This window comes from Pantoea sp. PGP6 (genome assembly GCF_053474785.1).
Map to the genome: position 1 here is coordinate 1 of NZ_JBQBMA010000004.1, position 21,162 is coordinate 21,162.

Annotated in this window: 21 protein-coding genes and 2 pseudogenes; 12 read left to right on the forward strand and 11 right to left on the reverse strand. The window is 50.4% G+C overall.

Annotation, left to right across the window (positions count from 1 at the left end):
- Nucleotides 1–1,479 (reverse strand): GapS1 family protein (gene gapS1 / locus ACLIBF_RS23280; protein WP_448310788.1); only part of this gene is annotated, 1,479 nt, incomplete at its 3' end.
- 143 nt (nucleotides 1,480–1,622) lie between these two features.
- On the opposite strand from gapS1, the gene ACLIBF_RS23285 reads away from it, so the two are divergent.
- The gene (locus ACLIBF_RS23285; RefSeq protein ID WP_001118645.1) at nucleotides 1,623–2,546 is read left to right on the forward strand and encodes an IS5 family transposase; all 924 of its coding nucleotides are present in this window, start codon (nucleotides 1,623–1,625) and stop codon (nucleotides 2,544–2,546) included.
- 96 nt (nucleotides 2,547–2,642) lie between these two features.
- On the opposite strand, the gene ACLIBF_RS23290 is transcribed toward ACLIBF_RS23285, so the two are convergent.
- On the reverse strand, nucleotides 2,643–3,962 hold the full coding sequence (locus ACLIBF_RS23290) for a DUF1173 family protein (RefSeq protein ID WP_448310789.1): 1,320 nt from the start codon (nucleotides 3,960–3,962) through the stop codon (nucleotides 2,643–2,645).
- Between the two features lie 79 nt (nucleotides 3,963–4,041).
- Nucleotides 4,042–4,635 carry a recombinase family protein gene (locus tag ACLIBF_RS23295; protein WP_382631284.1) on the reverse strand — a complete coding sequence of 198 codons (594 nt, stop codon included), beginning with the start codon at nucleotides 4,633–4,635 and terminating at the stop codon, nucleotides 4,042–4,044.
- A gap of 356 nt (nucleotides 4,636–4,991) precedes the next feature.
- Here ACLIBF_RS23295 and ACLIBF_RS23300 point away from each other — a divergent pair, with 356 nt between their 5' ends.
- The 3 genes from ACLIBF_RS23300 to ACLIBF_RS23310 are packed head-to-tail and all read left to right on the forward strand — an operon-like array spanning nucleotide 4,992 to nucleotide 6,897.
- Nucleotides 4,992–5,834 carry a ParA family protein gene (locus tag ACLIBF_RS23300; protein WP_448310790.1) on the forward strand — a complete coding sequence of 281 codons (843 nt, stop codon included), beginning with the start codon at nucleotides 4,992–4,994 and terminating at the stop codon, nucleotides 5,832–5,834.
- Complete coding sequence (locus tag ACLIBF_RS23305) at nucleotides 5,834–6,223, forward strand: hypothetical protein (protein WP_448310792.1); 390 nt, start codon at nucleotides 5,834–5,836, stop codon at nucleotides 6,221–6,223. Before ACLIBF_RS23300 ends, ACLIBF_RS23305 begins: the two co-directional genes overlap by 1 nt.
- Nucleotides 6,224–6,225: 2 nt before the next feature.
- Nucleotides 6,226–6,897 (forward strand): hypothetical protein, encoded by a 672-nt coding sequence (locus ACLIBF_RS23310; protein ID WP_448310793.1) that lies wholly within the window; start codon nucleotides 6,226–6,228, stop codon nucleotides 6,895–6,897.
- Between the two features lie 320 nt (nucleotides 6,898–7,217).
- On the opposite strand, the gene ACLIBF_RS23315 is transcribed toward ACLIBF_RS23310, so the two are convergent.
- Complete coding sequence (locus ACLIBF_RS23315) at nucleotides 7,218–7,799, reverse strand: DUF2726 domain-containing protein (RefSeq protein ID WP_382631204.1); 582 nt, start codon at nucleotides 7,797–7,799, stop codon at nucleotides 7,218–7,220.
- A 140-nt stretch (nucleotides 7,800–7,939) separates the two neighbouring features.
- On the opposite strand from ACLIBF_RS23315, the gene tnpA reads away from it, so the two are divergent.
- From tnpA to ACLIBF_RS23340, 5 genes are all read left to right on the forward strand, one after another.
- Nucleotides 7,940–8,320, forward strand: coding sequence for an IS66-like element accessory protein TnpA (gene tnpA, locus ACLIBF_RS23320; protein WP_052908739.1), 381 nt, complete (start codon nucleotides 7,940–7,942; stop codon nucleotides 8,318–8,320).
- On the forward strand, nucleotides 8,317–8,664 hold the full coding sequence (gene tnpB, locus ACLIBF_RS23325) for an IS66 family insertion sequence element accessory protein TnpB (RefSeq protein ID WP_052908738.1): 348 nt from the start codon (nucleotides 8,317–8,319) through the stop codon (nucleotides 8,662–8,664). The genes tnpA and tnpB overlap by 4 nt, the downstream gene beginning before the upstream one ends.
- Nucleotides 8,665–8,713: 49 nt before the next feature.
- A complete protein-coding gene (gene tnpC, locus ACLIBF_RS23330; protein ID WP_052908737.1) occupies nucleotides 8,714–10,252 on the forward strand; it encodes an IS66 family transposase in 1,539 nt (512 codons plus the stop codon).
- A 323-nt stretch (nucleotides 10,253–10,575) separates the two neighbouring features.
- A complete protein-coding gene (locus tag ACLIBF_RS23335; RefSeq protein WP_071199880.1) occupies nucleotides 10,576–11,370 on the forward strand; it encodes a ParA family protein in 795 nt (264 codons plus the stop codon).
- Nucleotides 11,357–11,608, forward strand: coding sequence for a hypothetical protein (locus tag ACLIBF_RS23340; protein WP_123803196.1), 252 nt, complete (start codon nucleotides 11,357–11,359; stop codon nucleotides 11,606–11,608). Before ACLIBF_RS23335 ends, ACLIBF_RS23340 begins: the two co-directional genes overlap by 14 nt.
- Nucleotides 11,609–11,804: 196 nt before the next feature.
- Here the strand turns inward: ACLIBF_RS23340 and umuC are convergent.
- From umuC to umuD, 3 genes and pseudogenes are all read right to left on the reverse strand, one after another.
- Nucleotides 11,805–12,842, reverse strand: a pseudogene (umuC, locus tag ACLIBF_RS23345) (translesion error-prone DNA polymerase V subunit UmuC); the annotation flags it as partial.
- A gap of 75 nt (nucleotides 12,843–12,917) precedes the next feature.
- A pseudogene (locus ACLIBF_RS23350) lies at nucleotides 12,918–13,514 on the reverse strand (Y-family DNA polymerase); the annotation flags it as partial.
- Nucleotides 13,515–13,516: 2 nt separating this feature from the next.
- Nucleotides 13,517–13,966, reverse strand: coding sequence for a translesion error-prone DNA polymerase V autoproteolytic subunit (umuD, locus tag ACLIBF_RS23355; protein WP_075050708.1), 450 nt, complete (start codon nucleotides 13,964–13,966; stop codon nucleotides 13,517–13,519).
- Nucleotides 13,967–14,314: 348 nt separating this feature from the next.
- On the opposite strand from umuD, the gene ACLIBF_RS23360 reads away from it, so the two are divergent.
- Entirely contained in the window at nucleotides 14,315–14,650 is a 336-nt protein-coding gene (locus tag ACLIBF_RS23360) for an ArsR/SmtB family transcription factor (protein WP_075050709.1), read from the forward strand.
- 26 nt (nucleotides 14,651–14,676) lie between these two features.
- On the forward strand, nucleotides 14,677–15,369 hold the full coding sequence (arsH, locus tag ACLIBF_RS23365) for an arsenical resistance protein ArsH (RefSeq protein ID WP_162287177.1): 693 nt from the start codon (nucleotides 14,677–14,679) through the stop codon (nucleotides 15,367–15,369).
- Between the two features lie 57 nt (nucleotides 15,370–15,426).
- Here the strand turns inward: arsH and arsC are convergent, their stop codons facing one another.
- The 4 genes from arsC to cadR all read right to left on the reverse strand — a co-directional run bounded on the left by arsC (nucleotide 15,427) and on the right by cadR (nucleotide 18,359).
- On the reverse strand, nucleotides 15,427–15,855 hold the full coding sequence (gene arsC, locus ACLIBF_RS23370) for a glutaredoxin-dependent arsenate reductase (RefSeq protein WP_065647959.1): 429 nt from the start codon (nucleotides 15,853–15,855) through the stop codon (nucleotides 15,427–15,429).
- A gap of 49 nt (nucleotides 15,856–15,904) precedes the next feature.
- Nucleotides 15,905–17,188 carry an arsenic transporter gene (locus ACLIBF_RS23375; protein WP_133846922.1) on the reverse strand — a complete coding sequence of 428 codons (1,284 nt, stop codon included), beginning with the start codon at nucleotides 17,186–17,188 and terminating at the stop codon, nucleotides 15,905–15,907.
- A gap of 96 nt (nucleotides 17,189–17,284) precedes the next feature.
- The gene (locus tag ACLIBF_RS23380; RefSeq protein ID WP_006785991.1) at nucleotides 17,285–17,638 is read right to left on the reverse strand and encodes a metalloregulator ArsR/SmtB family transcription factor; all 354 of its coding nucleotides are present in this window, start codon (nucleotides 17,636–17,638) and stop codon (nucleotides 17,285–17,287) included.
- Between the two features lie 262 nt (nucleotides 17,639–17,900).
- Nucleotides 17,901–18,359, reverse strand: a complete 459-nt coding sequence (gene cadR / locus ACLIBF_RS23385; RefSeq protein WP_182505466.1) for a Cd(II)/Pb(II)-responsive transcriptional regulator — start codon at nucleotides 18,357–18,359, stop codon at nucleotides 17,901–17,903.
- Nucleotides 18,360–18,678: 319 nt separating this feature from the next.
- On the opposite strand from cadR, the gene ACLIBF_RS23390 reads away from it, so the two are divergent.
- Entirely contained in the window at nucleotides 18,679–21,069 is a 2,391-nt protein-coding gene (locus ACLIBF_RS23390; RefSeq protein ID WP_392391285.1) for a heavy metal translocating P-type ATPase, read from the forward strand.
- Nucleotides 21,070–21,162 lie beyond the last annotated feature (93 nt).

Below are 21,162 nucleotides of genomic sequence, written 5' to 3' on the forward strand. Positions count from 1 at the left end.
ATGATTAGCTAATAAGTCTTTATGAATCGTTGACTTTGGTGGCAATAACTCATCTATGTGCATTTGAAAATTCATTTTTTGCGTAGCCTGATTATGGTCGTTTTCTACGCAGCGATCAATGATTTCAGTTATTGAAATATTATTATGACTACAAGCTTCTAGCAAATTCTCAAATTCATCAATAGTTATGTAATAAATTCTATCTTCATGTATTGGTAAATCTCCAAGGTCACTTATTATTTTGTTAAATATATCTTTATTGATAAATGAAGAAATGAACTTACCTGTAGAAACGTAATGATCTTGCTGCAAAATTATGATTAATGAATCACGAGGGTTAGGTTTTCTTTTCTCAATGCCATTAATGATGCTGGCGCAAAACTGACCTTTTTCCAAACCTTCAAGAAGATTGTCCTTAAGTTTGTTTTTTAACTGATTAGCTATAATTGAATCTCTTAAATGTCTGTGGGGCATAACAGCCTTAGAATCGATAAAAACCTTTGCATCATCCTCTTGAATTAAATAATCAACAACTTTACCCGTTCTCTTTTTATCTCGATAAATTTTGTTCAACTCTTTTTCAGTCACTACAGTGCTAAATGTATCAATTAAGAGCTTTTCAAGATATCTCTCTACAATCTTTCCAAATTTCTCACCATACTTTCCTTTCAGATTTTCATTGAATAATTCAGGAACTATCGCACTAAATCCTGCATTCATAACTGTTTTAGATAACACAACAAGACCTTGTTTTTCAAGGATTAAAGGCTTATATAAAAAAGGTGTCCGCTCAAAGTATTCCTCTACGTTCCAGCCTTCTCGTGCGTGCAGGAGTACGAAATCTTTGATTTCATTGCGCCGAATAGAAACTAATTTTAAAAAAGCATGCACTTCATCGACGCCAAAAAGAGGAACAAGAAATATGATAATCCTGTCGATGTTCACTAGGCTCGACTCACTATTTTTATCAAGCTGAAAGTAGAATGTGAGGAAAAAAGCTATTTTATAATAATTATCAAGTTCTAAACCTGTTAGTGACTTAAAGTTGTCTCTAAAAAACGGGGTGTCACTTTTACAGTACCAGCTATATTGACGGGAAAGCGCCAGCGCAAATGTTTGCAATCTTGTCTGATAGAATGTTTGGTTTATTATCATTCTCCTCATTTCCAGTATTACTCCCGCTTCACTTTCAAATTTAACTGCATCTTCTGTAAGTTGATATATTTTATTAATTATTTTCGTGAAGTCTTTTTGAGACATGTCGGAGGCGTAGGTCTTCTGTTCCGCAGAAAACTTCCATTTCAAAGCCAAAAAACAGCACCACGGAAAATTCATGGTTATATTATTATGCTTTCTGTAAGTTTGGAAGTGTGAAAATAAACAGTTGAGAAAAGAATCGTTCGTATATTTTCTCATTTTTTCACTTATAGCTTCAGCCCGTTCAGCGTAACGGCTATTAGTCTTTATTAATGGGTACATTTTTGTCCTGCACTGTGAATTGGAGTTATAAGAGTCACTGAAAATCTGTGATTCTGTAATGTTTTCGGCTTTGTTGAATAAATCGAACTTTTGCTGAGTTGAAGGATCAGATCACGCATCCTCCCGACAACACAGACCATTCCGTGGCAAAGCAAAAGTTCAGAATCACCAACTGGTCCACCTACAACAAAGCTCTCATCAACCGTGGCTCCCTCACTTTCTGGCTGGATGATGAGGCGATTCAGGCCTGGTATGAGTCGGCAACGCCTTCATCACGAGGAAGGCCCCAGCGCTATTCTGATCTCGCCATCACCACCGTTCTGGTGATTAAACGCGTATTCCGGCTGACCCTGCGGGCTGCGCAGGGTTTTATTGATTCCATTTTTGCCCTGATGAACGTTCCGTTGCGCTGCCCGGATTACACCAGTGTCAGTAAGCGGGCAAAGTCGGTTAATGTCAGTTTCAAAACGTCCACCCGGGGTGAAATCGCACACCTGGTGATTGATTCCACCGGGCTGAAGGTCTTTGGTGAAGGCGAATGGAAAGTCAGAAAGCACGGCAAAGAGCGCCGTCGTATCTGGCGAAAGTTGCATCTTGCTGTTGACAGCAACACACATGAAGTTGTCTGTGCAGACCTGTCGCTGAATAACGTCACGGACTCAGAAGCCTTCCCGGGCCTTATCCGGCAGACTCACAGAAAAATCAGGGCAGCCGCGGCAGACGGGGCTTACGATACCCGGCTCTGTCACGATGAACTGCGCCGCAAAAAAATCAGCGCGCTTATTCCTCCCCGAAAAGGAGCAGGTTACTGGCCCGGTGAGTACGCAGACCGCAACCGTGCCGTTGCTAATCAGCGGCTGAGCGGAAGCAATGCACGGTGGAAATGGACAACGGAATATAACCGTCGCTCGATAGCGGAAACGGCAATGTACAGAATGAAGCAGTTGTTGGGAGATTCACTGACGCTGCGTGACTACGATGGTCAGGTAGCGGAAGCTATGGCCATGGTGCGTGCGTTGAACAGGATGACAAAGGCTGGGATGCCAGAAAGCGTGCGTATTGCCTGAAAATCCAGCCAGCTACAGGGTCGTTCGCAAGAAATCTTATTTATTCAACAAAGCCAATGTTTTCATGAAAAAAAGAACAAGAGGATCTCTTAACGCTTAGCCCTTAACAGGAAACGCTGGAATTTCATTTAAAGCGTCAGTTTTATGTGCGTCCCAGCTCCACCAGTTCCCTTGGCCATACTCATCCTGATAGTGTTTCAATTTCTTCGCTTTACGCGCGAGATAGTCTGGCGTGGTCATACCGAATACTTCCAGCGGTACGGCGTCTGAACCAGGTACATCCAGAAGCAAAAAGTCAGGAAACACATCCGCTTCGCCGTCATAGCGCAGAGGTTTAATGAACTGACGCTTTTCCTGCCAGAGTTTCTCCTCAATGATGCTTTCCAGGGATGAATCGAGAGGAATAAATCTGGGGCTGACTGTCATCAGTGCCGCATCAATGACGGTACAGGTGTTATACGGTACAGGTTTGCCGTCTCGCTGCCTGAATTTTTTTACCGGTGGTTCGGTTTCAGCTATCAGCATAACTTTTTGCCCCCGACGCCAGTCACCCAGCTCGCGAGTAAAGCTTCGGTTGAGTCGGCCAATAAGATCTACAGGTACATCAAGAGACGGAAAGCCAGCGGCCTGAGTGAGCGGCAGTGTGCCGCTCAGGCTGCCTCCCTCCCCGTTGGGGCAGGGTTTGAGATAAGTGATCATGATTAGCCGCTTATTCGATGAAGCGGCGGCATCAATCGTTGCCCAGTTATTTTTAATCTCCTGCGTGCCGGGTCGCGCCATTATGAGCAGGACCGATTTCAGAGACGTTTTACCCACGCTGATTTTTTCTGCTATCTGCTTCAGGCGCCATGCGGCCCAAGCGTCGTCGCGGGTACGCTTGTCAAAATTAGGATGCCAGTGATTGATTTCTGCCTGTTCCCACAAGAAATGAAGGAGTCCGAGGAGTCGCATGGCGGGCTGACGCCTGCGTTTTCCTCCGCTTTTAGGGCCTGATGGCTCAACCGCATCGCGCTCCGTAAGCTCTTTTTTTTGTAACCCGGTAGGTAGCTTGATACGGAAATAGCCCGGAGAGAGTGCCTTAACCACGTCAGAGGTGTAAATAGCACCCTGCTTTTCGTCTGCCCATACCGAATAAAAACGGCAGTCAGGTGTGTGCTCTGAACCACTGTAAGACCAGCGGGCCAGCCAATAGTTGTCATGCGTTGATGAATAGCAGGCTTTCAGACGGCGGCGCTTTTCACCTTCATCGTTCTTGATGCACTGACAGGTAATAAGGGTGGTTGCTTTGTTTTGTCGGGCAAACCGGATGTAGTGTTTGAACGTGTCCGCTTGATCCTTTTGAAATACAGCATCACACACCACTGTTTTTACCTGACCAGTAAAGCAGACAGGATATGTTTTAATTTCTGACATCATCGCGTCCTCTCTGAATCATGGCGCGGCTAATAATGTTCCCAGAGTATGGTTGCCTGCCATTTCTGTATTGAATACTGTTTTACATCCCTTCCTCGCATGGGCGCGCTGCTTTAACCCTGAGTATGGTCTGCCGGGTCGTCTCAAACTCACGAGCAATAGCACTGATGCTGGCTCCTTCATCAATCCGTAAGAGCACAGCCTGCTTTTGTTCCTCATCAAGCGCAGGAGGACGGCCAAAACGTTTGCCGGAGGCCTTTGCCCTGGCAATACCGGCATGAGTCCGCTCAATCAGCAAATCACGTTCAAACTCTGCGACAGCTGAGATGACCTGCATCGTCATTTTACCTGCCGGGCTGGTCAGATCCACACCGCCAAGTGCGAGGCAATGTACGCGTATTTCCGATGCTGCAAGTAGCTCGACTGTTTGCCTTATATCCATTGCGTTACGGCCGAGACGATCGAGCTTTGTGACAATCAGGACGTCACCATTTTCCATCCTGTCGAGAAGTCGCATAAACCCGGGACGTTCTGCAGCTGCAACCGAACCGCTGATGTATTCCTCAATCAGCCGCCGTGGCTGAATAGCAAAACCGGCAGCCTCGATTTCGCGGCGCTGGTTTTCTGTATTCTGTTCCAGGGTTGAAACCCTGCAGTAGGCAAAAACTCGTGACATGGCGTTACTACATGTACTAAAAGGGTGTACTAATTATAACGTATGTACTAAACCAAAAACACTTACTTTCGTACAGTCGTCGCAGCATGTGTCCGAAACCGACCGTTTTGGGACATGCTATATGTAATAAGCATTCGTAGAATTATTAGGAGGTAAATAAAATAAAATGTTATAGTTTCATTGGTTATTATTTTTACTCTTAGTATTTTTAAGGTATCACATCAAAATCAGAAGTTGAGCATAAGCCTTGTTAAGATTATGATGATGTCAAATTAAGAAATATCTTAATAAGTGTGTTTAATTTTCAAGGTTATTAAAAGTATGTAATTTACTTCTTAAGGAAAAAGGAAAAAATTATGACTGCACCTGTAATAAGTTTTATTAACATGAAAGGTGGCGTTGGAAAAACTACGCTGTGTGTAGGTATGGGAGAATACCTTGCTAACTTCTTAGATAAAAAAGTTCTAGTTATAGATATTGACCCCCAATTTAACGCGACTCAATCCCTAATGGGACATTACGGCCGCGTCGATGAATATCTTGAAGAAATACGTCCTGCCAATAAAACTATAAGGAAGATTTTTGAACTTCCTAATTCAGTCATGGATGATGAAAAAAAAGTGGCTCCTGAAGATGTCATAGTTACCCTTTCTGATAATTTAGATATTATTCTTGGTGACATAAATATCATATTTGATACTAATCATGAAGGTAAGAGAATAAAGATGCTTAAGAGGTTTATTCATGATAATAACCTTAAGGAATCTTATGATTTTATATTCATAGATAGTCCGCCAACAATATCATTATTTACTGACACTGCACTATTAGCATCAGACTATTACTTAACTCCAGTTAGAATAGACCACTATTCTGTATTAGGGGCCAATAGTCTTCATAGTGTCATTAGGAATATGAAGATTCATCATGAAAAGGATATCAAACATGTAGGTTTTGTTTATACAAACACAGATGCAGTGCCAACAGATAAAACCGCTGTTTTGAAAGAAACGTTTGAATCTACACCTTTCTTTGCATCCTCCTACTTTTTTGAAAGCCGTTCAACTTACGTGCGTGATCTAATGGTTGGGTATCAAGGGAACATCCCTTCATGTTACTCAAAATCAAAAGCCGATATTGAAAAAATTTGCGAGGAATTTATTTCAAGAATGGATTTCTTAGAAGGTGAGGAATTATAATGGACAAGTATTTGAAAAAAATAATTTCCAGAGCTGCTCATGTGGCTTTAACAAAGGATAATATTTTAGGCATGACTATTATGCTAGTTTTATCAAAGGAATTTTTACCTACAAACAAACATGTATCTGAATTCATCAAACAGATTTTTGGTATTACTTTTTTAGATTATGCAGTCCGATCGCGCACTCTTATGGTTGCAAAATTAGCTAGAAAAATCAATGGCATGGATGAGGATGAGTTAAGAGCTGTTGTTCCATTGTTAGTAGGGATGGCAAGAGAATCTTTAATTTCAGAAGAAGAAGAAGAGTTAAATATTAGAAGTAATAAAAAGAAAAATGCAATTAAAAACTTAAATAAATGGATTGGTGCTAAAAAGGAGAGTGAGTAAATATGTTAGAACGCGATCCTTTCGGGGTTAATAGAGATACAGAGTTATTTAAAACTGAAATGACTAAGCATAACCTCTCTATTGATGAAGAAAATAAATTGGTGAGTGTCTTTAGGCAAGTTAGCTTATGTAATTTGCTTATAAACAATATTCCAGAACTGAATCACTCAAACTACATCAAAGGTTTTATTTATGATATTTTGAATAGTATAATATCAGCCCTTGAGCGAAGGGAGCGATACTTACAGCTTAACTTCAGGTCAATGGTCGAGCATGTTGCTAGAATATCTTTAAATAAAACTTACAAAGGTGGAGAGTTTGATCAGACTGTTCGAACAAAGGATTTTGAATTTCTTAAGAAAACGATAGTAGATGAGGGTTGGGCATATTTACATAATGTGTATGTCAATGCATGTCATTATGTTCATTCATCACCTCAGGCTAAATTGAAAGTTTCTTCAAGGTTCAATTCATTAGTTCAGGGGGACTCTAACTCTACAAGGCATAATATGATAAATAATCTCTTCAAGGTTGTCTCTGCCTTAATGAAGGTTATAGTTAAATACTATCATGAAAAACTTGCTGATATATTTTTTAGAAACCCCAAAGACCTGACAAAACTTATGGGGAAAAGTTTATATTCATATTATTCCTCGTTTTTCCCTATTGAGTAAGCGAAGGCTTTAAAATAATGCACAACTTATTATATTGATGATTTTTGACCAATTTGTAATAGGTTAACGTACCGATAAATCTAATGCTATATGATATTGCAGAACGTAGCGGGCTAACAGATTGACCATTATGGACTGGTTATTGCAAGAAATTAGCCGCTGCGAACCGGAAGCTGACAACTGTTCACGTGAAGTCAGAAATGAGATTTTTACAGGATCAAGCAGCGCATGCTTCATCAGGAGCTGAGGCGGCACCGCATGGAGCTGCGGCGCGTACTTGATGAAAAGAAGTGACGGCTTCAATGGTGGTGTCACTGACGTCAGGCAGCTCTTATGTGCAAATGGTTACTGATGGCTTCGATATCTGCATCAGTGTAGCTTTCAGTTAGCTCTATGAATGCTATTCCTGCACTGCTGCATGCTTCACGCTTGACCGCGTCACGCAAAATCGCGTCGTCCTGATAATGGCCGCTGCCGTGATATTCAACTACGGCTATTGGCTGCCCTGACCAGTCTATGATCACGAAATCTGCCCGCTTGCTGTTAATCGCTAAATAAGCCTGTTTGTCATCTGAGCCCAGAATCTCACCGAGTGATACCTGAGAGAATACGCGATAGCCACGGTGTGACGCTGAGAGCAACTTTTCGAGCTTGCAGAATACACGGTACTCACTTTTATTCATCAGAGGTCGCTTGCGAAAATCGCTGCTTCTGACGGCATTCAGTTGTCGTTCAGCTGTAGTTTCTTCCCGCTTATATTCAGGCGCTGGTCTGTGATCCCGCCACTCCGGTTTCTGAGTCGGTGCTGGCCGGTATGGCCCTTTCTTACGTTTCTGCTTACCTCGTACCGCCAGAAAAATCACGACCGCAATGGCAATCATAAACCAGCTAAAAAGATCCATGAGCGATATCGCCTCCTTAAACGTAGTGCCGGGTATCATGACAAGACCGTAAGCGTCCAGCGAGGGCCGTCTGGTCATAATCTGATTCATCCGACAAAGTGGTGTCCACCAAATAAGTAGTGGGAACCAAAGTGTCAGATATGCAGAAAAATGTGACTCCCGGCAGGCGTAAGGGCTGCCCTAATTATTCTCCTGAGTTTAAGCAGCAGCTTGTTGCGGCCTCATGCGAACCCGGTATCTCCATCTCAAAACTGGCGCTTGAAAACGGTATCAACGCCAATCTGTTATTTAAATGGCGCCAGCAGTGGCGTGAGGGAAAGCTGCTATTACCTTCCTCAGAGAGTCCTCAGCTACTCCCTGTGACTCTCGATGCCACCGCCGTACAGCCAGAGCAGTACGCAGAGGATCCTGAGCCCCTCAGTATCAGCTGTGAGGTAACGTTCCGGCACGGAACGCTTCGCCTCAACGGCACTGTCAGCGAAAAGCTCCTGACTCTGCTGGTACAGGAACTTAAGCGATGATCCCGCTACCTTCCGGCACTAAAATCTGGCTGGTTGCCGGCATCACCGACATGCGCAACGGCTTCAACGGGCTGGCTGCAAAAGTGCAGACGGCGCTGAAAGACGATCCGATGTCCGGCCACGTCTTCATCTTCCGGGGCCGCAGCGGCAGTCAGGTGAAACTCCTCTGGTCTACCGGCGACGGGCTGTGTCTGCTGACCAAACGGCTGGAGCGCGGCCGCTTCGCCTGGCCGTCAGCCCGCGATGGCAAAGTGTTCCTGACGCCCGCGCAGCTGGCGATGCTGATGGAAGGTATCGACTGGAGGCAGCCTAAACGGTTGCTGACCTCCCTGACCATGCTGTAGGCCTGTTTATCCTGGTTGTCGCAGAATAAGCCTGGTAAAATGCGGGCTTATGAACGACACCTCTTCTGACGACATCCCTCTGCTGAAACAGCGCCTGGCTGAACAGGAAGCGTTGATCCACGCCCTGCAGGAAAAGCTGAGCAACCGGGAGCGCGAAATAGACTATCTGCAGGCGCAACTGGATAAGCTTCGCCGGATGAACTTCGGCAGTCGTTCCGAAAAGGTCTCCCGCCGTATCACACAGATGGAAGCCGACCTGAACCGGCTGCAGAAGGAAAGTGATACGCTGGCCGGTCGGGTGGATGACCCGGCAGTGCAGCGCTCTCTGCGGCAGACCCGCACCCGTAAACCGTTCCCCGAATCACTCCCCCGCGATGAAAAACGGTTGCTGCCGGCAGAGGCATGCTGCCCGGACTGCGGCGGTGCGCTGAGCTATCTGGGCGAAGATACCGCCGAACAGCTGGAGCTGATGCGCAGCGCCTTCCGGGTTATCCGGACCGTACGGGAAAAACATGCCTGCACAAAATGCGACGCCATCGTGCAGGCCCCCGCCCCTTCACGCCCCATCGAGCGGGGTATCGCCGGGCCGGGGCTGCTGGCCCGTGTGCTGACCTCAAAGTATGCAGAGCATACCCCGCTGTACCGCCAGTCAGAAATATACAGCCGCCAGGGTGTGGAACTGAGCCGTTCACTGCTGTCGGGCTGGGTGGATGCATGCTGCCGGCTGCTGTCACCGCTGGAAGAGGCGCTTCAGGACTATGTGTTGACCGACGGCAAACTCCATGCCGATGATACCCCAGTGCAGGTGCTGTTGCCGGGTAATAAGAAGACGAAGACCGGGCGGTTGTGGACATACGTTCGTGATGACCGCAACGCCGGATCAGCGCTGGCACCGGCCGTGTGGTTCGCTTACAGCCCGGACAGAAAAGGGCTCCACCCGCAGACCCATCTCGCGGGCTTCAGCGGAGTGCTTCAGGCGGATGCATACGCCGGGTTCAACGAGCTGTACCGCGATGGCCGGATAACGGAAGCCGCGTGCTGGGCTCACGCCCGCCGTAAAATCCACGATGTGCACGTCCGCACCCCGTCAGCCCTGACAGAGGAAGCCCTGAAACGTATCAGCGAGTTGTATGCCATCGAGGCGGATATAAGGGGAATACCGGCAGAGCAGCGCCTTGCTGAACGTCAGCTGAAAACGAAGCCGCTACTGAAAACACTGGAAAGCTGGCTGCGTGAAAAGATGAAAACGCTGTCGCGACACTCGGAGCTGGCGAAGGCGTTCGCATACACCCTGAACCAGTGGCCGGCACTCATGTACTATGCGGAGGACGGCTGGGCGGAAGCCGATAACAACATCGCTGAAAATGCCCTGCGGATGGTCAGTCTGGGTCGTAAAAACTGGTTGTTCTTCGGCTCAGACCACGGTGGTGAGCGTGGCGCGTTGCTGTACAGTCTGATCGGGACGTGCAGACTGAACGGCGTGGATCCAGAAACCTACCTTCGCCATGTGCTTGACGTCATAGCTGACTGGCCGGTCAATCGGGTGCGTGAACTGCTCCCCTGGCACGTAGCACTGCCAACTGAATAACACATCCCCGTCAATACGGTTCTCGCTGGACGCTTACACAAGACCTGCTATTTTTACAAACTAAACTTGCCTGTCCCCTGCCCTTCTCTTCTAAAGCCACTAAATCTATGCCCCACTGCTAAGCAGTTAAGAGTAACTAATACATTAAGTTAACAATACATGTGTATATACATAAGTATATGCTTTATTGATTTTTTGGGAGGTAACGTGTCGTACCGGGCAATGACTTATAAGTATTTATGTATATGCTTATGTATATACATTGACATGGCGCAGGATACATGTAGTATGCATATACCTTTGTATATACATGGCGGTGTGAAATGAAGAAGCCTTACATTATTTCTTTTGCGAACAGCAAAGGCGGTGTTGCCAAAACGACAAGCTGTATTGCGGTTGGATGCGCGCTGGCTTCAGCTGGCTATAAGACCCTACTAGTTGATCTGGACCATCAGGGAAACCTGAGCGACGACGTGGGACGTGGTGACGAAGATTATACAATCACCGACCTTTTTGAAGACCCTAAGTTCGATACCAATAAACTCGTTTATACCGCCCTCGATGGAGAAACCGTCATTCCTAACCTGGATGTTATCCCCGCCGATATAACCCTCGCAGTTGAGGCGCGCAGCGCCGAACGTTTCCGTCACCGGCTCAATATTCTGGATGAAGGTCTGGCAAGGCTCAAAACCGTTTACGACTTTATCCTGATTGACCTGCGGCCAGCCATCGATCTCAGCATCGAAAACGCGCTGCTGATAACAGATAAAATTGTTGTGCCGGTAGACATGGATCGTAGGGCGGTAAAGGGCATTGATGACCTTTTCCAAGTTGTCCGTGAAGTAAGGCGAAATGACGATTTTGTATATACACTTGTAAAGACAAAAGTTAACGAATCTCACTCTAAAATGAAGAAAGCCATTGATGGGTACATCAGTGAGGCAGGCTACAAAGTTGCGAATACTGAAATACGCCAGAGTGAGCTTTTCAAACAGGCTACTGAAGTGCATCGTCCCGTTATGATGTTCGCTAGAAATGAACGCCCTTACCGGGATTACAAAGCCTTCACGCAGGAGTTGCTGCAGCAGATTGAGGAGGCCGCAAGTGGCAAGAAGTGATCGTATAGCAAAAGGGGTTACCCGCGTTACCGAGCGCAGAAATATCACAACCGGGAAGCAGATGAACCTTCGCCTTACTGGTCTGGATGACGATGCGCTATCCATTCTTGTAGAAAAAATACAGGAAAGGCTGCCTAACAAAAACATAACGCGGTCGCGTGTAGTCCGGGCCGCCTGCTATATAGAAGATGATAAGTTAATCGATAAGCTGGCTCAGCTTCTCGTTGAGAACACCTGATTTGTATATACATAATACAACCTTAATGCATATACGTATGAATATGCTTTTGTATATACATAATTAGAGCGTAATGCCTATACATTTGTATAGGCATTATTGTATTGATGAGTTATGAAGATGCTGATTGCTTTCAGGCTTTGTATATATATTTGTATATACAATGTCGCTTTGTAAGCAGCCCTGCAGCTTGATGTCAGATTAATTTTGCGACCGGTAATTCTTTCCAGTTCGTCGTCCATGCTTTACTCAGCATTTCCCGTTTCATCTTCCAGTCAGGGTCGATACCTTTACCCGCAAAGCCTATGCTGTAGCGCCCGGAGCGGTTCATCGAATCCATCAGGTTCATCAAAGCTTCACTGCCGGCGCGCGGCGCTTCATCGTCAAACAGGTTGAGCTGCGCCACGCCGTTTGGCCGCAGCTCACTCAGCATGATGCCGGCTTTCGCATAGCGAAAACCCGGGCGCCAGATCGTGTCTAAGGATTTCACCGCCGCCTCGATGATGTTGCGCGTGTCCTGCGTACCTACGCGCAGTTTCACAAACGCTGTGTTGCCGTAGCCGGGCTGTCCAGTGTCGAAAGGGGAGGTGCGGATAAAAACGGAGATGTGGTGGCAGAATTGCCGATCCTCACGAAGCTTTTCCGCCACGCGTTCGGCATACGCGCAGACGGATTGTCGCATCGCGTCATATTCCGTGATGCGCTCGCCGAAGCTGCGGCTCACGACTATCTGCTGTTTGGGCGGGGGCGCATCCTCCATCGGGATGCAGGATTCGCCGTTAAGCTCGCGTACCGTGCGCTCAAGAACCACACCGAAATTCTTACGGATGAAAGAAGGGGAGGTGCGTGCCAGATCGAGCGCCGTTGTCACGCCGAGCAGCTGCAGGCGTTTTTCAAGCCGGGACCCCACGCCCCAGAGTTCACCCACAGGCTGACGCGACAGCAGCGTTTCGGTCCGCCTCGGATTCCCCGGCGTGAGCGCCAGCACCCCGCGAAACTGCGGCCACTCCTTTCCGGCCCACTGTGCTGACTTCGCCAGCGTCTTCGTCGGCGCCAGGCCGACGCCGACAGTCAGGCCGGTGCAGGTTTTGACATGGTTGCGGATCATGCGGCCAAAATCCTCATAGGGCATGGCCATTTCCATGCCGCGGCAGTCGCAGAACCCCTCATCGACTGAATATACCTCCAGACGCGGCACAACTTCCTCGATGCAGGACATTACGGTGCGTTCCAGTACCACGGAAAAGTTATCGCGAATGAACTTTGGACGCGCGCGTGACAGCTGCAGGGCGGTTTCGATGCCCATCAGGCTGAGTCGCTTACCGATACGCCGTCCCACACCCCATATTTCCTCAACGGGCTGGTTAGCTAGCAGAGTTTCGGTACGTTTCAGATTACCCGGCGTCAGCGCCAGCACGCCGCGAAACTGCTTCCACTCCTTACTCGCCCACTGGGCCGATTTTGCCAGCGTTTTAGTGGGCCCCATGCCGACACCGACGGTAAGACCCGTTGTGGTAAATACATGCGCGCGCAGGCGACGACCAAAAGCTTCGAAGTCCTCACAGCCGTTAATACCGGTAATATCCAGGAACATTTCATCAATGCTGTACTGCTCGACGCGTGGCGTTATCTCCTCAAGCGCGGTCATTACTCTCTGGCTCAGGCTGTGATACAGCGCATAGTTTGAGCTGAACACGTGTATCTTTTCCGGATAGTCCTGCGTTTTTATCTGGAACCACGGTGCACCCATTTTTATACCCAGAGCTTTTGCGCCAGCAGAGCGCGCAATAACGCAGCCATCGTTGTTACTGAGCACGACTACCGGCCTGCCACGCAGGTCCGGGCGGAAAAGCGTCTCACAGCTGGCATAGAAAGAGTTGACGTCAGCCAGTCCGAACATGGGCATAATTATCTCCGACGGGCCCGGGTACTGTTAAAGAACCAGGTGACAACGCCGAGCAGCTGCAGCTCTTCCGGATAGATGGCGGCGTAAGCAGGGTTCATGGGCAGCAGTGCCACCCTCGGGAGCAGCTGCAGGCGCTTAACTGTGAACTCACCGCCAACCTCGGCAATGACGATGTCGCCGTGCGTGGGTGGCTCCGCGCGATCGACCACCATAACATCACCGTCATAAAGCCCCAGCTCCTGCATGCTGTTGCCACTGGCCCGTACGAAGAATGTGGACGCCCGTCTGCGAATACAAAGCTCATTCAGGTCCAGCTCTTTCTCTACATAATCCTGAGCAGGGGAGGGAAAGCCAGCTGAGCAGGGATCTGCGTACAGCGGCACCTTTACCGTTGGGGTAAAAATCGGCGGCCATAACAGCGTCAGGCCCTGAGCGTAACTGACCGCTTTCATAACGCGGCGTCCCGGACGTGCTGCTGTGTACGGATTAGGGAAAAAAATGTAAAGCGCATAAAAATCCTCCTTTAAATTATACTGGTTATATGAACAGTATTATTGAGCCTGGAATTTCTGGCAAGAGGAAGCGAAACGGTTATGGCTAAAGCTGTTGTCAGAGTGCTGGAATTTTACCGAAATGCTGAGCCATGGCCTTTTTATATGCTCTGCCACTGCAGCCGGATCAACAGGGTATAAAAGGCTTTCTTTTTGAGCGCAGCACTTTTATGGCGGGAAGAGGCTTGACCATTCCGTCCGCTTTAAATTATATTTCCATTATTCTGGAAATGTAGATTTGGTGATGATGTGGACATACAAAATGCTGCGGCTGCTCTCAGGGAACTGGGACACGTGACGCGACTGGGAATTTACCGTGAACTGGTGAAAGTCGGGCCTGAAGGACTGCCTGTGGGTGACATCCAGAAAAGACTGGCTATTCCGGCCTCCACGCTAAGTCATCACCTTTCTGCGCTGATGTCAGCTGGCCTCATAAGCCAGGAACGGCAGAGCCGTACCCTGTTCTGCAGGCCCTGCTATGCGCAGCTTGAGCAGCTGATGGCCTTTCTGACGGAAGAGTGCTGCGCCGCTGGCTGCTGCTGCAGCCTGTCGGCTACGATTACTCATAAAGAGACTCTATTGTGAATAACTTCAATGATGCCCTGAACAATATCGATCCGACGCACCTGGATGCACCGCTGACGGAAGAAAAATTAAAAGTCGAAGAGGTGGCGCATCCGCCCCGCATACTGATGCTCTACGGCTCGCTGCGGGAGCGCTCTTACAGCCGACTCACCACGGAAGAGGCCGCCCGGCTGCTGACGGCCATGGGCGCGGAGGTGAAGATATTCAATCCGTCTGGCCTGCCGCTGCCGGATGATGCACCTGAGACGCATCCGAAGGTCGCAGAGCTGCGCGAGCTGGTACTCTGGTCAGAAGGGATGGTCTGGTGCTCCCCTGAGCGTCACGGTGCCATGACCGGCATCATGAAGACGCAGATTGACTGGATTCCGCTGACGTCCGGGGCGGTCCGGCCCTCGCAGGGGAAAACCCTTGCGGTAATGCAGGTCAGCGGCGGCTCACAGTCGTTCAACGCCGTAAATCAGATGCGTATTCTCGGGCGCTGGATGCGGATGATCACTATCCCGAACCAGTCATCCGTGGCAAAAGCTTGGGCCGAGTTTGATGAGGCCGGCCGCATGAAGCCTTCTCCGTATTATGACCGCATAGTGGACGTCATGGAGGAACTGATGAAGTTCACTCTGCTGACGCGCGGTCGCAGTGGTTATCTCACCGACCGCTACAGCGAAAGGAAAGAGAGTGCCGCGCAGCTCTCTGAGCGTGTAAACCAGCGCAGCATATAAAAAAGCCGGCATCTGCCGGCTTTTTCACATTTGCTATGCCCGCAGCCTGGTGAAACATCAGTGGCTGACGCGGTTTCCGTGCTCATCAATGACGGCTTCGCCGTCCTCTTTGGTAAACGCTCCCTTCTGCGGGTCCGGCAGTATGTCCAGAACCATTTCTGAGGGGCGACACAGCTTCGTTCCGAGCGGCGTAACCACAACCGGTCGATTAATGAGGATCGGATGAGCCAGCATGGCATCGAGCAGTTCGTTATCGCTGAACCGGTCCTCTGCCAGGCCGAGCTGCTCGTAAGGTTCGGTATTTTTACGCAGCAGGGCGCGCACGCTGATCTCCATATCCGCAATAAGCTTTTTCAGCTCATCACGCGCCGGCGGAGTTTCCAGATACAGAATCACCGTGGGCTCGGTGCCGCTGTTGCGGATAAGTGCCAGGGTATTGCGGGACGTCCCGCAGGCCGGATTGTGGTAAATGGTAATGTCAGTCATAAGCGGTACTCCGTAAAGGCGCTGCACAGGCGCAGCGCCGGGGTTTAGGTTAAACAGACAGGCGCAGGGCCAGTGCGGCCAGCGTCACAAACAGCACCGGCAGGGTCATCACGATGCCCACACGGAAGTAGTAGCCCCAGCTGACGGTAATGTTTTTCTGTGCCAAGACGTGCAGCCACAGCAGGGTAGCAAGGCTGCCGATGGGGGTGATTTTCGGACCGAGGTCGCAGCCGATGATGTTGGCGTAAATCATCGCCTCCTTCACCACGCCCTGCGCGGTGCTGCCGTCAATGGAGAGCGCGCCAACCAGCACGGTAGGCATGTTGTTCATGACAGAAGAGAGCGCCGCCGTCAGAAAGCCGGTGCCGAGCGTTGCGCCCCAGACGCCATGCTCTGCAAACCGGTTCAGGGCGGCAGAAAGGTAATCAGTCAGCCCGGCATTGCGTAGTCCGTATACCACCAGGTACATGCCCAGCGAGAAGATAACGATCTGCCAGGGCGCACCTTTCAGTACCTTTCCGGTATCAATCACATTGCCTTTCCGGGCTACCAGCCAGAGAATAAACGCCGCCACCGCGGCCACAAGGCTGACCGGCACGCCGAGTGGTTCGAGGGCAAAGAAGCCGATCAGCAGCAGGATGAGAACAATCCAGCCGGTTTTAAAGGTACGCGCATCGCGAATGGCCTCACGCGGCGCCTTCAGCTTCGCCAGGTCGTAAGTGGCCGGGATGTCCCTGCGGAAAAACAGGTGCAGCATCACCAGCGTGGCGGCCACGGACGCGATATTCACCGGCACCATCACCGAGGCATACTCGCTGAAACCCAGTTTAAAGAAGTCTGCCGTGACAATGTTCACCAGGTTCGACACGATGAGCGGCAGGCTGGAGGTATCAGCGATGAAGCCTGCCGCCATCACAAACGCCAGCGTGGCGCCCGGGCTGAAGCCCAGCGCCAGCAGCATGGCGATAACGATCGGCGTCAGAATAAGCGCTGCCCCGTCATTGGCGAACAGGGCGGCTACCGCCGCACCCAGCAGAACGATATACGTGAACAGCAACCGGCCCCTGCCGCCGCCCCAGCGTGAAACGTGCAGCGCGGCCCACTCAAAAAAGCCGGACTCATCAAGCAGCAGGCTGATAATGATGACCGCAATAAACGTGGCCGTGGCGTTCCAGACAATCTGCCAGACTACAGGAATGTCCCCGATGTGTACCACGCCGGTCAGCAGCGCCAGTGCGGCGCCGATAACGGCACTCCAGCCAATGCTGAGCCCTTTCGGCTGCCAGATCACCAGTATCAGGGTCAGGATAAAAATCGCACCCGCCAGAAACATACTCTCTCCTTCTTAATTATACCTGCCCGTTAAAGCGGGCTGCTAAGTGTACCCTGTAAATATATTCGTTTAATCGAATGTGTTTAGATAAAATTTTTACATGCAGACAGCTTTGCCGTTGGTGGTTGCGTTATCACGCTCAGCCTGCTGACTGAGATGAAGAATTTCATCCCGCTGACACAGATATGCCTGCTCAATGACCGCTGCTGCCCACGCAGGCATGTGTGGCGATAACCGGTAATGGATCCACTTGCCGTCGCGCCTGTCGATAAGCAGTCCACTCTCTCTGAGCAGGGCCAGGTGCCGCGATATTTTTGGCTGTGTTTCTTTCAGGATAGATACAAGCTCGCAGACGCAGAGCTCCCCTTTTTCGCGCAACAACAGCACCAGGCTGAGCCGGGTTTCGTCAGAAAGATTCTTAAAAAGTTGCAGGGGCAGAAGTGACGGCATAATTTCTCCTTCGTGGCGGACAGCAACAAGTCTCGTCTTCTGCAGACGAAAGGTCAATTTTAGATTGATAAATTCATATATGTTGTGACGTGCTTACAGGCTTTTCTGTACAGCTTAATGAGGGAATAGCGGTTAAACGATGTCACACAGATTTTAACGGCAGCATACTTTCAGCAACCTGAATGGCCGGGCATGACGAAGTAACATCACAAAAAAAGCCTGTTGCTTTAGTGAACCGTTCTACTTACAGCAGAAAGCAGCATCAGCAAGAGTGGCTTCCGGCCAGATGACCTGCAGTGATAACCGGCACGATATCCTCAGGCTCTTCTGCCTGCTCCAGTTCGCGCAGAATACCGCAGTCCCGTGTTGCCCGGTTGGCATTGCAGTGGCTTTGGAGCTCAAAAAGTTGCTTTTCCAGCATATTCAGTTCACGAATACGGGCCTGAACGTGGTTCAGATGTTCATTTATCAGGGCATTAACCTTACCGCAGTCTGCGTCAGGCTGGCTTCGCGCCTGCAGCAGCACCCGGATTTCTTCATGGGTCATATCCAGCGCCCGACAGCGCCGGATAAACATAAGCCTTTCGAGATGTGCGCTGTCGTAATGGCGGTAGTTATTAGTCTGGTCCCGCAATGCGGCCTGCAAAAGCCCCTCTCGCTCATAATAACGTACCGTCTCTACAGGACATCCCGCCTGGCGGGCCAGTTCACCAATTTTCATATCACACCTCTTCTGAGCTTGACCCTGTAGTTACATCAGGGTCTTTAATGCCAGTATACGTTATGAACGGGATAAAAAAATGAGTGACTGCTGCAGTAATAAAAAATGTGGATCAGCCGCAACCGTAGAGGAGGCGTCTGTTAAAAATACCGCAACTGCCCCGACTGAGGCTTCCGGGAAGATGCCACCAAAAACGACTGAGACCACACCGGCTTGTTGCAGCACCGGGAGCTGCTGCTCAACGGACGGCCTGAGCCAGGTGTCCGAACTGGTTGCAGAGCATCCCCGCAACGATGACGTTCAGACGCGTCTGCGCATCATGCAGATGGACTGTCCGACGGAGGAGGCGCTCCTCCGAAAAAAACTGGCAAAACTACCTGCCGTCAGCAATCTTGAATTCAATCTGATTCAGAGGGTGCTCACCGTGACCCATACGCCGCAGGCGCTGGAACCGGTTCTGCAGGCGGTGCGCTCGCTGGGTTTTGACCCGGAACCGATTGATAAAGCAATGCAGCCTGAAGGCAACTGCTGTTCAGCCCGTGAGGCGGAAAGTACCGGCGGTTCCTGCTGCGCGCCTGCCCCTATCACATTCGGTGAGCTGCAGACCCAGCTGGTGACCGCTGAAGGGGTGCGTACCAGTATCAGGATCATGCAGATGGACTGCCCGGTTGAAGAGGGCATGATTCGCAAAAAGCTGGACGGCATGTCAGTCGTCAAGGAACTGGATTTCAATCTTATGCAGCGCGTACTGACGGTAGTTCACGCACCGAATGCGCTGGAGCCTGTTCTGGCCGCCATTCGTTCGCTGGGCTTTGAACCTGAACTTCCTGACAGCAATGGCCGTCACGCGGTTACTGAGGAAAAGAAAAAACCCTGGTGGCCGCTCGCGTTTGCCGGTGTGGCGGCAATCGCCGCCGAAGCCATGCATTGGGCGGGCATGCCGGAATGGCTGGAAGCGGCTCTTGCTCTTGCTGCCGTTGCGGCCTGTGGCCTGTCCACGTACAAAAAAGGCTGGATTGCTCTTCGCAACGGCAACCTGAACATCAACGCCCTGATGAGTATTGCCGTCACCGGGGCGCTGGCGCTCGGACAGTGGCCTGAAGCCGCCATGGTAATGGTCCTGTTCACGGTTGCGGAACTGATTGAAGCGAAGTCTCTTGATCGCGCCCGCAATGCCATTGGCTCTCTGATGAAGCTGACGCCTGAAACCGCCACGGTTCAGCAACCAGACGGCTCCTGGAAAGAAACTGAGGCCAGGTCTGTATCCCTTAACAGCGTGGTCAGGGTAAAACCGGGCGAGCGTATCGCCCTCGACGGCACGGTGGTTCGGGGAAGGACCGCCATTAATCAGGCACCTATTACCGGCGAAAGCCTGCCGGTGGATAAAGGGGAAGGCGACCCGGTCTTCGCCGGGACGGTCAACGGATCCGGTGGCTTTGAGTACCGGGTAACGGCCGCTGCCGGAAATACCACGCTTGCGCGTATCATTCATGCCGTGGAGGAAGCGCAGGGGGCAAAAGCCCCTACGCAGCGCTTTGTTGATCGCTTTGCGCAAATTTATACCCCTGTGGTGTTTGCTATTGCCGTCGCAGTTGCCGTTCTCCCGCCGCTGATTGCAGGTGAAAGCTGGCAGGCGTGGATATACAAGGCGCTGGTGATGCTGGTTATCGCCTGTCCCTGTGCGCTGGTCATTTCCACGCCAGTGACCCTTGTCAGCGGCCTGACGGCAGCAGCCCGCCGGGGGATATTGATCAAGGGCGGCGTTTATCTTGAAGAGGGTCGAAAGCTGAAGTGGCTGGCGCTCGACAAGACCGGCACCCTGACGCACGGTAAGCCGGTACAGACGGATGCGATTATCTATACCGGGGTGGCAGAAGACGAGGGGCGCAGGCTGGCTGTGAGCCTGGCAGGTTACTCCGATCATCCGGTTTCGCAGGCTGTATCGGCGGCATCAGATAGCATTCAGCGTTATGAAGTGGAAAACTTTGAGGCTCTGCCAGGCCGCGGCGTGCGTGGCGTCATCAACGGTCAAACCTACAGTCTGGGCAATCTGAGGCTGGCTGAAGAAACGGTGCGCTGCCCGGAAGCGGTCAGGGCTGCACTAACGGAACTGGAGACCGGGGGTAAAACGGTCATCATGCTCTGTGACACTCATCAGGTGCTTGGGCTGTTTGCGGTGGCTGATACGGTGAAGGAAAGCAGCCGCGAGGCGATAAGTCAGTTGCATAGTCTGGGTGTCAAAACGCTCATGCTGACCGGAGACAATGCGCACACTGCGCAGGCCATTGCCGGTCAGGTTGGTATCGATGAGGCGCGGGGGGATCAGCTGCCGGAAGATAAACTGCGTGCTGTAGAAACGTTTACGGCGCAGGGCACGACCGGCATGGTAGGCGACGGCATCAATGATGCACCGGCGCTGGCCCGCGCCGATATCGGCTTTGCCATGGGCGCAATGGGCACGGATACCGCCATCGAGACTGCCGATGTGGCCCTCATGGATGACGATTTGCGTAAAATCCCGGCTTTTGTCCGACTCTCCCGCCAGACGTATAACGTTCTGGTTCAGAATATCGTTATGGCTATTGGGATCAAGGCAGTATTCCTGGCCCTGACCATTGCCGGGATGGGGACCATGTGGATGGCCGTATTCGCGGATGTGGGGGCAAGCCTGCTTGTCGTGGCAAACGGTCTGCGCCTGTTGCGTAATTAGCAGGGCTGCTGCCTATCGGATTAGGGCGGGCAGTTACAGGAGATGTAGTTGGCTTATATTGTCTGCGTTATGCTACCAAGGTAGGCTCTGAAA